Genomic DNA, 12,461 nt, shown 5'->3' with positions numbered 1-12,461 from the left:
AACAACGCTGTAACCTTGACGAATTCGGCGGGAGATCTCTAGCCTCCTCCGTGGGAGCGTTCCCACGACACCGTGCAGCCGCGCGGTGACATGAGGCGCCCGGTCGGGCGCCTCCATCTCGCCCGAACGCTCACATCTTTCGGCGCCGGGGTCACTCCGCGCCGCGCAGGTCCTCTGGTCCGCGCCGATCCGGCCGGCCGACATGGGATCGCACACTCGGGCGATCCCGTTCCCCGCCGCGGGGGAACGCTCACGGGTTCCTCTTCGCCAGTACGGAGGTGTCTTGACGCGAACCGGCCTCTCACCGGCCAAGAAAGCACTGCTCGCCCAGCGACTGGGCGGCCGCGTCGTCGCGGCGGCGATTCCGCCGCGCCCTTCCGGGGCGGTGCCCCCGCTCTCCCCGGCGCAGGAACGGCTCTGGTTCCTGGAGCAGTACGCCCCCGGCACCTCCGCCTACACCGTGGCCTTCGCGGCCACGCTGGAGGGGGAGATCGACGCCGAGGCACTCGCCCGAGCACTGACCGAGGTGGCCCTCCGGCACGAGAGCCTGCGCACCCGGCTGGTCACCACCCCCGACGGCGGTCCCGCGGTCGTCGTCGACGACGCGCCCGCGGCCGTGCTGCGGACCAGCGGCGACCTCGCGGAGATCGACGAGGAGCTGGCCAGGCCCTTCGACCTCGCCGCGGGCCCGCCGCTGCGGGCGCTCCTGGTCCGGCTTGGACCGGTCGAGCACGTACTGCTGCTCACCATGCACCACGCGATGACCGACGGCTGGTCGTGCGACATCGTCATGGAGGAGCTCCTCACCCTGCACGCCGCGTACCGTGAGGACCGCGACCCGGAGCTGCCGCCGGTGCCGGTGAGCTACGGCGACTACGCGCACTGGCAGCGGGAGCGCGACCACGCCGAGGAGATCCGCTACTGGCGGCGGCGGCTGGACGGGCTGCCCCCGCTGGAGCTCCCCGCCGACCGCCCGCGTCCCGCCGAGCAGAGCTGGGAGGGCGCCGCCTGCGGTGTGGCCCTGGACGCCGAACTCAGTGCGGCGGTCGCCGCGCTGGGCCGCGCCCACGGCGCCACCCCGTACATGATCCTGCTCGCCGCCTTCGAGGTGCTGCTCTCGCGCTACTCGCGGCAGTACGACTTCGCGGTCGGCTCGCCCGTCTCCGGGCGGGACCTGCCCGAGCTGGAGCGGGTGGTCGGCGTGTTCGTCAACTCGCTGCCGATGCGCGCGGACCTGTCCGGCGACCCCACGTTCGCCGAACTGCTGGCCAGGGTCAGGGAGACGGCGCTGGACGCCTACGCCCACCAGGAACTCCCCTTCGACCGGCTCGTCAGCGAGCTGGGCGTGGAGAGGGACGTCAGCAGGTCACCGGTGTTCCAGGTGATGTTCGCCCTGCAGAACTACCGCTCCAGCCCGCTGGAAACCCCGGGCCTGACCATGACCCCCTACCCGGTGAAGGCCACGGCCAGCCGGTTCGACCTGGCCCTCTACCTGTTCGAGACCGCCCACGGGCTCACCGGCCACCTCACCTACAGCACCGCGCTGTTCGACCCCGGCACCGCCGAGCGGATGGCCGCGTGCTTCGAGAACCTGATGAGGTCGGTCGTCGCCGACCCCGGCGCGCCGATCTCCGAGCTTGAGATCCTCCCGTCGGACGAGCGCCGCCGGGTCCTGGCACTCGGCGAGTCCACCCCCGTGACCCCCTTCGGCACCGGGCTGCTGCACGAGGCCGTGTCCGAGCAGGCCAGGCTCACCCCGGACGCCGTCGCGGTCGTGGCGGGCGACACCTCGCTCGGCTACGCGGAGCTCCTGGGGCGGGCGGAGCGGCTCGCGCGCCTGCTGCGGCGGGCCGGCGTGGGCCGCGGCGACCGGGTCGCCGTCTTCCTGGAGCAGTCGGCGGACACGGCCGTCGCGGTGCTCGGCGTGCTCAAGGCGGGCGCCGCCTATCTCCCGCTGGAGCCCGACCATCCCGGTGATCGGATCGCCTACGTGCTCTCCGACGCCGGGGCGCGGGCGGCCGTGACCGCGTCCGACCTCCGCGACCGCCTGCCCGAGGGACTGCCCACGGTCCTGGTCCCCGCCCCGGGCGACCAGGAAGGCGACCCGGAAGGCGCCGAGGACTCCGGCGGGCCGGACATCGGGCCGGACGCCGGGCCGGTGGAGAGCGGCGTGACCCCCGACGACCTGGCGTACGTCATCTACACTTCGGGGACCACCGGGCGGCCCAAGGGCGTGGCCGTGCAGCACCGGCAGGTCATGGTCTATCTCGCCGGGGTGCGGGAGCGGCTGGAGATCGAGCCGGGCGGGGTGTTCGGACTGCTCCAGTCGCTCGCCTTCGACTTCGGGGTGACGATCTTCTACCTGTGCCTGATGACCGGGGGCGCGCTGCACCTCATCCCCCCGCGCACGGCCGCACCGGAACTGGCGGCCTACTTCCGCAGGCACGGCGTCGACCATCTCAAGATCACCCCATCCCACCTGGCGGCGCTGCTCGCCGACGCGACCCCGGACGAGCTGCTCCCCGGCAAGCTGCTGATCCTCGGCGGCGAGGCGGCACCGCGCGCCTGGGCCGCGGAGCTCGCGGCGGCCGGGCGGTGCCGGGTGATCAATCACTACGGCCCCACCGAGGCCACCGTCGGCGTCACCACCTACCCCGTCGAGCCCGGAGCCGCTTCCGGAGCCGCTTCCGGAGCCGCGGTGGACGGCGCCGCCCTCGCCTTCCGGGCCGCCTCGGGGGCCGCTCCGGGGGCGGGGACGGCGCTGCCCATCGGATCGCCCATGCCCGGGGCGCTGGTACACGTGCTCGACGACAACCTGCGGCCGGTCCCGGCCGGGGTTCCCGGCGAGCTCTACCTGGGCGGCGACCGGCTGGCCCGGGGCTACCTGGGCCGTCCCGGGCTGACCGCCGACCGCTTCCTGCCCGACCCGTACGGCGCCCCCGGTGCCCGGATGTACCGCAGCGGCGACCTCGGCCGCTGGCTGCCCGGCGGGGAGCTGGAGTTCCTCGGCCGGCGTGACCTGCAGGTGAAGGTCCGCGGCTACCGGGTGGAGCCGGCGGAGGTGGAGGCGGTGCTCTCCGGGCATCCGGGGGTGACGGGCGCCGTCGTGGACCTGAGAGGCGGGCGCCTGGTCGCCTACCTGGTCGGGCAGGCCGGCCCGGAGGCCGCCGAGATGCGGTCCTGGCTGGCCGAGCGGCTCCCCGACTACATGATCCCGGCTCGCTACGTGTGGCTGGACGAGCTGCCGCTGAAATCCCACGGCAAGGTCGACAGGTCGAAGCTGCCGGATCCCGCGACCGAGGTCTCGGCCGCGGGGTTCGTGCCGCCGGAGACCGCGCTGGAGGAGACGGTCGCCGGGATCTGGGCCGAGATCCTGGAGGTGGAGCGGGTCGGCGCGCTCGACGACTTCTTCGACCTGGGCGGCCACTCGCTGCTCGCCATGCGGGTGATCGCCCGGCTGCGCGCGCGGGTCCCCGAGCGGGCGGTGACCGTGCTGGAGCTGTTCAAGAACCGCACGGTCAGGGAACTGGCCCGGCTGCTGGAGACCGGCGGCGACGGCGGGCGGGAGCTGCTGCACCGGCTCACCCCGCCCCGCGCCGCCACGGCCACCATGGTCTGCGTGCCGTTCGGCGGCGGCAGCGCCGTCGTCTACCAGCCGCTGGCCGACGCGCTGCCCGCCGACTGGGCGCTGTACTCGGTCGCGGTCCCGGGACACGAGCTCGGCGAGCGGTCGCGGCCGTTCGACGAGGTCGCCCGGGAGTGCGCGGAGGAGATCCTCGCCGGGGTGCGCGGGCCGCTGGTGCTCTACGGGCACTGCGGGCTCGGCGTCATGCTGATCGTGGAGATCGCCCGGCACCTGGAGGCGGCGGGCCGCCCGGTCGACGCGATCTACCTCGGTGGCGTGTTCCCCTTCGCCCGGCCTGGGCGCGGCCTGGGCTGGCTCGGCACCCTGATGGACCGGATGACCAGCGACCAGGGCAGGATCAACGCGCTCTCCGCGGCGGGGCTGGACGTCGAGGAGTTCGAGCGCGACCAGCTCAGGCTGATCATCGAGAACCGCCGCCAGGGCACCCGCATGGCGGAGCGCTACTTCACCAGGCTGTTCGAGGAGGAGGACGCCCGGCCCTTCGCGGCACCGGTCATCGCGGTGGTGGGGGAGCGGGACCCGGCGACCGAGTTCTACCAGGAGCGCTACCGCGAGTGGCTGCGGCTGTCCGGCACCGCCGCCTGCGTGGTGCTGGACGAGGCCGGGCACTTCTTCGTGAAGTACCGGGCGCGGGAACTGGCCGACATCCTCACCGGCACCCACCTGGCCCTGGCCCGAGGACAGACCGCGCCACTGGAGCGCACCGAGGACTCCACCTGGTGGCTTCAGGGCGTCTCCGGCTCGTCCCCGGCCCCCGCCCGCCCCCTCGTCCTGGTGCCCGAGTCCGGCGCCGCGCAGGGCTCCGACGGCGCCACGCGGACCGGCGACCGGGCCGACCTGCGGGTGGTCGGCCCCGGCGAACCCGGCCCCGTCACCGCCCCCGCCACCGGCGGGCCTCCACCCGGCATGCGGCGGTTCCTGCTGGTCTCGGTAGGGCAGCTGGTCTCGATCACTGGGTCCGCGCTGACCGAGTTCGCCATCCCGATCTGGATCTACCTGACCACCGGGTCGCTGGCCAGGTTCGCGCTGTTCGCGGTGCTGGGACTGGTGCCCGGGATGCTGGTGGCGCCGCTCGCGGGAGCGATCGTGGACCGTTACGACCGGCGCAGGGTCATGCTGTGCGGGGACATCGGCGCCGGGAGCACGCAGCTCGCGCTGGGCGTGCTGCTCTGGACCGGAAACCTGGAGATCTGGCACATATATCCGCTGCTCGTCTGCCTGTCGATCGCGCTGACCTTCCAGCGGTTCGCCTACGGCTCGGCGATACCGCAGCTGGTCCCCAAGCGCTTCCTCGGCCACGCCAACGGTGTCGTCCAGATGGCCACGGGCACCGCCCAGCTCGTCGTGCCGCTGATCGCGACCGGGCTGATGGCCACGATCGGGCTGGAGGGCATCCTCGTCATCGACGTCGCCAGCTACGTGGTCGCCACGCTGGTCCTGCTGTTCGTCCGCTTCCCGACCGCCATGCCCTGGCGGCGCAGGGAGAGCGTCCTGGCCGAGATGGCGAACGGCATCCGCCACTCGTGGGGCAACCCCGGCTTCCGCGGCATGCTCGTGTTCTTCGCGGTGCTCAACGTCTTCCTGTCGCCGCTCTTCCTGATGATCTCCCCGCTGGTCCTGTCGTTCGCGACGCTCGACGACGTCGGCAGGGTGGCGTTCGCGGGAGGGCTCGGGGTCTTCCTCGGCGGCCTGCTGATGACCGTCTGGGGCGGGCCCCGCAGGCGGCGCCTGTACGGGGTGCTGCTGGCCACGCTCGCCCTGGCGGTGTTCTGCGTGCTCACCGGATTCCAGCAGAACCTCGCCCTGATCGCGGTCGGCTCGTTCGGCATGTCGTTCTGCCTGACCCTGCTCAACGGCGTCTACGCCACGATCATCCAGGTCAAGGTGGCACAGCGGTTCCACGGCCGGGTCATCGCGCTCAACACGCTCATCGCCTGGTCCACGCTGCCGATCGGGTTCGGCCTGGTCGCGCCGTACGGCAGTGCCCTGTTCGAGCCGCTGCTCGCCCCCGACGGGCCGCTGGCCGGCACCGTCGGCCTGCTGATCGGCACCGGCGAGGGCCGCGGCATCGGCTTCATGTACGCCTGCTTCGGGCTGGCCATCGCCGCCATCGCGCTCGCCGCCATGCGCGTGCGGGTGCTGGCCCGCTTCGACGCCGACGTACCCGACGCGCTCCCCGACGACCTGGTCGGTTTCGAGGCTCTGCGGAGCCGCACCCGCGAGAAAGAGGAGGTTGGGTCATGAGTTTCCTGGTGGTGCTCAACGACGAGGAGCAGTACTCGATCTGGCCGGCGGGCAGGGAGCTGCCCGCCGGATGGCGGGCCGAGGGTTTCGAGGGGGACAGGGAGGACTGCCTCGCCCACATCGACGAGGTGTGGACGGACATGCGCCCGCTCAGCGCGCGCGGGGAGGGGGCATGACCGACCCGCTGGCCTCCAGGATCGCCGGAATGATCTCCGTTGCCTGCGACGGGCGGCTCACCGCCGACGAGATCGTCGGCTCCGACATCTCCCTGTCCGCGCTGGGCGTCACCTCGCTGGCGCTGCTCCGGCTCATCGACGCCGTCGAGGACGAGTTCGACGTCGCCCTCGACCTCGGCGGGGGCGCCGCCTACCTCGACAGCTTCCCGCTGCTGGTCGGTTACCTGAGCGAGCGGACCTCGTGAGCCCGGGGACCGTGCCGCAGATGCTCGCGCTCCGCGCCGAGCAGGACCCCGGGAAGGAGGCGGTGATCGTCGAGGGCGTCGCGTCGATGACGTTCGGCGAGTGGGACCGGCGCTCGGACGACGTCGCGCACGGGCTGCTCGACCGCGGCGTGCGGCGGGGCGACCGGATCGGGCTGCTCTTCGGGAGCCGGGACTGGGTCGACTTCGCCGTCGCCTACTGCGCGGCGCAGAAGGCCGGCGCCGTCGCCGTGCCGCTCTCCGACCGGCTCGCGCCCGCCGAGGTACGGCACATGCTGGAACACTGCTCGGCCTCGGGGCTGCTGTGCGGGCGCGACCTCACCCCGCCGGAGGGCGACCGCTGGAGCGCGGCCGTCGCGGACCTGGAGGGTGGGACGGCGGGGCCGCCCGGGGTGCGGGTCGAGCCCGGGGACCTGGCCCAGATCCTCTACACCTCGGGCACCACGGGGCTGCCCAAGGGGGTGGGCGCCAGCCACGCCAACCTGGCCTTCGGCTGCGAGACCCGCCCCAACCGCCGCAGGTTCGGCCACTCGCGCCACCTGCTGCACGCCTTCCCGATCGGTACCAACGCCGGTCAGACGATGCTGATGAACGCGCTGGACGCCCGTCCGGCCATGCTCACCCTCGGGCGTTTCACCCCCGGCCGTCTCGCCCGGCTGATCGAGTCGCGCCGGGTCGGCACCGTGTTCGTGGTACCCGCCATGGCCATCGAGTTCCTGAACGCGGGACTGCACGAGCGCCACGACATGTCGAGCGTCCTGCTGCTCGGCTCGGCCGCCTCGGCCCTGCCGCCCGCGGTGGCCGCGCGGCTGGCCGGCGCCTTCCCCAACGCGACGATCGCCAACTACTACACCTCCACCGAGGCCGCTCCCGCCCAGACCATCATGATCTTCGATCCGTCCAGGCCGGGGGCGCTGGGGCGGCCCGCGTTCGGCGGGGCCCTGCGCATCACCGACGCGCACGGCGACCCGCTGCCCCCGGGAGAGACCGGCGAGGTCTGGATGCGCTCACCCACCGCCACCCGCTTCTACTACCGGGACGAGCAGGCGGGCGCCGAGGCGTTCCGGGGCGGCTGGGTGCGGATGGGGGACATCGGCCGCCTGGACGCCGAGGGCTACCTCCACCTCGTCGACCGGGAGAGCGACGTGGTCAAGTCGGGCGCGTTCAAGGTCTCCACGCTCCAGGTGGAGGCGGCGCTCCACGAGCACGAGGCCGTCGCGGAGGCCGCGGTGCTCGGCGTCCCGCACCCGGTACTCGGCAGCGTGCTCGCCGCGGCGGTGGTGCTGCGGTCCGCCGGGACCTCCGGCGGGGATCTACGGGTCTTCCTGATGGACCGCCTGGCCGGGCACGAGCTCCCCGAACGGGTGCTCGTCGTCGACGCCCTGCCCAGGAACCAGTCGGGAAAGGTCGTCAAAAGGGAGCTGCGGGGCCTGTTCGAGGCCGCCGCGACAGGTCAGACGGAAGGCACGTGAAAATGTCGATGTCGCTCACAGCGGGATGGGGCCGGGCGACCTTCGCCCAGCACGGGATGTGGATCACCGAGCGGATGGGCGCCGGCGGCCGGGTCTACGCGATGCCGCTCACCCTGCGGCTCGACGGCCCGCTCGACACCGGCGCGATGCTCGCCGCCTGTGCCGCGGCCGTCGAGCGACATCCCGTGCTCGCCGCGGTCCTGGCGGAGCGGGACGGCGAGGTCCGCCTGCTCCCCGGCAAGGTGCCCCCGTCGATCCGCTTCGAGGAGACCCCGCCCGAGCCCGGCCGGCTTGAGGACGAGGTGGCCCGCCCCTTCGACCTGGAGTCGGGCCCGCCGGCCAGGTTCACCCTCTTCAGGCTGGGGGCCGAGCGGCACCTGCTGCAGATCGTCGCCCACCACGCCGTCTTCGACGGCGTCTCCAAGGACCTGCTGCTCCGTGACATCGCCGCCGCCTACGGGGGCTCCGCCCTGGCCCCCCTGACGCCCTCCTGCGACGAGATCGCCCGCGCCGAGCAGGGCCGGGTCGCCGCCGCGCTGGAGGAGGCGGCGGAGTTCTGGCGGCCGAGATGGCAGGACGGGCAGGACCTGCTGCTGCCCGGCCTCACCCGCACCTCGCTGCGCGCCGCGCCCGGCGACACCGTGGAGTTCCGCCTCGGCGGCGAGGTCGCCGCCATCGCCGCCCACCTGGGCCTGACCCGCTTCGAGGTGGTGCTGGCCGCACTGCACACGCTCCTGTACGGGTACGGCAACACCCGCGTCACGGTGGCGGTGGACCTGTCCACCAGGACCGAGGAGACGCGCGAGCACGTGGGGGCGTTCGTCAACGAGCTGCCCGTGGTGTCCGGCCCGGCCGGGACGTTCGCCGAGTTCGCCCTGTCGATCAGGGAGGAGCTGCGGGCGATCTACCGCTATCGCGAGGTCCCCCTGGCCAGGGCACTGGGCGGGATCAGTCCGCGCTCCGCGCTCACCCCCGTCTCGGTCAGCTACCGCAAACGCCCGGCCGGCGACCCCTCCTTCGCGGGGCTGGACGCCTCGGTGGACTGGATGGCGGCCAACGGCGCGGTCCGCAACACCCTGCACCTGCAGGTCGTCGACGGGGCCGACGGCACGGAAGGGGCGGAGGCCCGTCTGCGGTTCAACCCCGAGATCCTGGACCGCGCCGCCTGCGAGGACGTCGCCGAGCAGCTGCGGATCCTGCTCGCCGGCATCGCGGCCCGCCCCGGCGCCCCGCTCGACGAGCTGCCCCTGCCTCCCCGGGTCGTCCCCGCCGGCCGGGTCGTTCCCGCCGGTCAGGCCGATCACGGCGCCGTCATCGCTCCGGTCTCCGGCGGCGAAGGCGCGAGCGGCGAAGGTGCCGGCGGCGAAGGTTTCGGGGGAGAGGACGCCGAGCTCCTCGGGCAGGTCACGGCGATCTGGTGCGAGGTGCTCGGCGTGGACACGGTCCAGCCGGACGACGACCTGTTCGACCTCGGCGGTCACTCGCTGACGATCACCCAGATCATCGCCCGCGTCCGGGACGGGATGGGCGTCGAGCTCTCCTTCGAGGTGTTCATCGACTCCCCGACCGTCGAGGGCGTCGCCGAAGAGATAGCCAGGGCCCGATGACGGCCCGATCCGGACGGTCGTCGACGGTGACCGTCGAGTTCTCCGGGGCGCGGGGCGGTGAGTCGCCGCTCACCTGGGGCCAGCTGGCCATCTGGAGGATCACCCGGTGGCTTGAGGACGGCGACCCGTACTTCAACATGCCCTGGGTGCTGCCCGTCTACGGCAGGCACACCCTTGAGGCCGTCATCGGCGCCCTGCGCGGCCTCGTCGAGCGGTACGAGACCCTCAGGACCACCTGCGAGGAGATCGCCGACGGACCGGTCCAGCGGGTGGCGAGCCGGGGCCGGTTCGACGTCGAGGTGGTCGACGCCGGGGAGGACAGGCCACTCGCCGCCGCCAAGAAGGTGTCCGCCGAGCTGGCCGCCAGGGGCTTCGACTACGCGGTCGAGTTGCCGTTCCGCTGCGCCGTCGTGACCGTCGGCGGCCGCCCGCGCGCGGTGGCCTTCGCACTGTCCCACCTGGCGGTGGACGGCTGGGCGCTGGACGTGCTAGCGGGTGACTGGCGGGCGCTGCTGGCCGGGGACGAGCTGTCCGCTCCCGAATGGCAGCCGCTGGACCAGGCCGCCTTCGAGCGTGAGGGGACGGGAGCGGCCCGCGGCGAGCGGGCGCTCCGCCACTGCCGCGCCGAGCTTTCGAGGGCGCCGGAGACCATGTTCGACTTCCCCCGCGTCACGGCGGAGGAACCGAGGTTCGTCCGGGTCGGCATGGAGTCGGCGGCGGTCGCCGCCGCCGCCGAGATCCTGGCCGAGCGGTGGTCGGTCAGCACGGCCAGCGTGCTGACCACGGCGAGCGCGGTGCTGCTGGGCGTGCTCACCGGGCACCGCCGGGTGGTCATGCAGCTGATCGTGGCCAACCGGCACGACCCCAGGACCGCGGCCATGGCCGGCACCGCGGTGCAGGACGGGCTCCTCGTCCTCGACCTGCCGGACGGGACGTTCGCCGACGTGGTCCGTGCCGGGCACCGGCGGGCGCTGACGGCCTACCGCAACGCGCACTACGACCCGTACCGGATGATGGCGCTGCGCGAGGAGATCGGAAGGGAGCGCGGCGCTCCCGTCGATCTGTCCGCCTACTTCAACGACACGCGGACCGCCGCCCACTGGCCCAACCTGCCCAGGGTGGAACCCGCGGGCGACCCGGCCGCGGTCGCCGCCCTCACCGAGCGGACCAGGTTCTTCCTGGTCGGTGCCTGGGACGCGGTGGACGCCACGGTCTTCTTCGCCACCGGTCCCGCCACGAACACCTGCCAGCTCTACCTGCTGACGGACACCGCCTGCCTGCCGCGCTCCACCGCCTACGCGCTGCTGGGCGGGGTGGAGAGGCTGCTGGTCAGGGCCGTGGCCGAGGAGGTGGCGCTGGACGAGGTCGCCGAACTGTGCGGCATCGTCCCGATCGAGCGCCCAGCCGTCCGGGAGGCGGCCTTTCCCGGTACGCCGGAGGGCGGCCCGGTGCGGACCGGGCAGAGCCCGCCGACGGTGAGATCCAGGGAGGTGGCCGGTGACCACGCCTGACCCCCGCGTCGCCGCGGAGACGGACCTCGCGGTGCGGGAGCCCGCGCCGGACCCCGCCACACCGGAGCAGCCGGCGCAGGACCGGCGCGAGGAACTGCTCGGACGGCTGGCGCGGCTGTCGCCGGAACGGCGCGCGGCGCTGCTGGCGGAGGCGCGGGAGCGGGACGGAGGCAGGCGGTGGCCCCTGTCGTTCGGGCAGGAGCGCCTCTGGTTCCTCAGCAGGTTCGACCCCGACGACACCACCTACCACACCCCCTGGTGCGTGCGGCTGCGCGGCCGGGTCGACGTGCGGGCGCTCGCCGCCGCCTTCACCCGCGTCGCCGAGCGGCACCACGTGCTGCGCACCCGGTTCCGGCTGGCCGGTGACCGTCCCGTCCAGATCGTCGTGCCCGTCGCGCCGGTGCCGGTGGAGCGGGCGGACGTCACCGGCGACCCGGCCCCGGCCGTCGTGGAGTTCGTGAACCGGCCGTTCGACCTCGAAGGCGGCCCGCCGCTGCGCGTGGCGCTGCTGCGGCTGGGCGAGGAGCACTTCCTGCTCTGCGTCGTCCTGCACCACATCGTCGTCGACGGCTGGTCGCTGGACGTCCTCATGCGGGAGGTGACCGAGTGCTACGCCGCGCACCGCGAGGGCAGGCCGCCGGCGCTGGCGGAGCTCCCGGCGCAGTACCCCCAGCTCGCCGAGGAGGACAGGCGCCGCGCCGAACGGGACGAGGACGCCTCCCACCTCGACCACTGGACCCGCACGCTCGCCGGGGTGCCGGCGCTCGACCTCCCCGCCGACCATCCTCGTCCCGCCCGCTGGAGCGGGCGCGGCGGGCAGGAGAGCCTGCTCGTGCCCGACGAGGTGGTCACCCGGCTGGAGGACGTCGCCAGGGGCGCGCGCTGCACGCTCTTCATGGCGCTGCTCGCCGCCTACCAGGCGACCCTCTCACTCGCCTCCGGGCAGCGGGATCTGTGCGTGGGGGTGCCGGTCTCCGGCCGGAACCGCACCGAGATCGAGCCGCTGATCGGCTACTTCGCCGGCACGCTCGTGCTCCGCGCCGACCTGTCGGGCGACCCCACCTTCCTCGAACTGATGAAACGCGCCCGGCTGACGCTCTTCCGGGGACTCCAGCACGCCGGTACGCCGTTCGAGCGGATCCTCGCCTCGTTGCGCCTGCCCCGTGACCTGAGCAGGCCGCCGCTCTTCCAGGCCATGTTCAACCTGCACAACCTGCCCAAGGACGACCTGCTGCGGACCACGATGGGCGACCTGTCGGCCGAGGTCTACCCCGTCCCCGCGACGGGCCGTACCAAGGCCGAGGTGTCCGTGGACGCCTGGCGGGGCCCCGAGGGCCTCGGCGGCGTCCTCGACTACAGCAGTGACCTGTTCTCCGCCGGAACCGCGCGGCGCCTGGCCCGCACCTTCACCGAGGTGGTGGAGCGGGCCGGGGCCGACCCGGGCCTCCGGCTGTCCGACCTGAGAGGTGTACGACCGTGGTGATGTCCTCCCCGGCGCGAAAGCCGGGACTCACGGCACCAGACCCGCTCCGGGAGGGCACG

The 12,461-nt window shown here is 73.5% G+C and carries 7 protein-coding genes; all 7 read left to right on the top strand.

Annotated features, from left to right (window positions below):
- Positions 1-283: 283 nt before the first annotated feature.
- The 7 genes from AB0K21_RS33395 to AB0K21_RS33365 are packed head-to-tail and all read left to right on the top strand — an operon-like array spanning position 284 to position 12,402.
- Positions 284-5,890 (top strand): amino acid adenylation domain-containing protein, encoded by a 5,607-nt coding sequence (locus AB0K21_RS33395; protein WP_364155632.1) that lies wholly within the window; start codon positions 284-286, stop codon positions 5,888-5,890.
- Positions 5,887-6,066 (top strand): MbtH family NRPS accessory protein, encoded by a 180-nt coding sequence (locus tag AB0K21_RS33390; RefSeq protein WP_030918650.1) that lies wholly within the window; start codon positions 5,887-5,889, stop codon positions 6,064-6,066. The genes AB0K21_RS33395 and AB0K21_RS33390 overlap by 4 nt, the downstream gene beginning before the upstream one ends.
- The gene (locus tag AB0K21_RS33385; protein WP_343962116.1) at positions 6,063-6,311 is read left to right on the top strand and encodes an acyl carrier protein; all 249 of its coding nucleotides are present in this window, start codon (positions 6,063-6,065) and stop codon (positions 6,309-6,311) included. The genes AB0K21_RS33390 and AB0K21_RS33385 overlap by 4 nt, the downstream gene beginning before the upstream one ends.
- Entirely contained in the window at positions 6,308-7,801 is a 1,494-nt protein-coding gene (locus AB0K21_RS33380; RefSeq protein WP_364155629.1) for a class I adenylate-forming enzyme family protein, read from the top strand. The genes AB0K21_RS33385 and AB0K21_RS33380 overlap by 4 nt, the downstream gene beginning before the upstream one ends.
- Positions 7,802-7,809: 8 nt before the next feature.
- Positions 7,810-9,408, top strand: coding sequence for a condensation domain-containing protein (locus AB0K21_RS33375; RefSeq protein ID WP_364155627.1), 1,599 nt, complete (start codon positions 7,810-7,812; stop codon positions 9,406-9,408).
- Positions 9,405-10,919, top strand: coding sequence for a condensation domain-containing protein (locus AB0K21_RS33370; protein ID WP_364155625.1), 1,515 nt, complete (start codon positions 9,405-9,407; stop codon positions 10,917-10,919). Before AB0K21_RS33375 ends, AB0K21_RS33370 begins: the two co-directional genes overlap by 4 nt.
- Positions 10,906-12,402 carry a condensation domain-containing protein gene (locus tag AB0K21_RS33365; protein ID WP_364155623.1) on the top strand — a complete coding sequence of 499 codons (1,497 nt, stop codon included), beginning with the start codon at positions 10,906-10,908 and terminating at the stop codon, positions 12,400-12,402. The genes AB0K21_RS33370 and AB0K21_RS33365 overlap by 14 nt, the downstream gene beginning before the upstream one ends.
- Positions 12,403-12,461: the final 59 nt, after the last annotated feature.

The sequence above is a fragment of the Streptosporangium sp. NPDC049248 genome (assembly GCF_040678965.1).
GTDB classification, from domain to species: domain Bacteria; phylum Actinomycetota; class Actinomycetes; order Streptosporangiales; family Streptosporangiaceae; genus Streptosporangium; species Streptosporangium fukuiense.
Note: the sequence above shows the minus strand (reverse complement) of the source record. Positions and strands in the feature narration are given on the sequence as shown.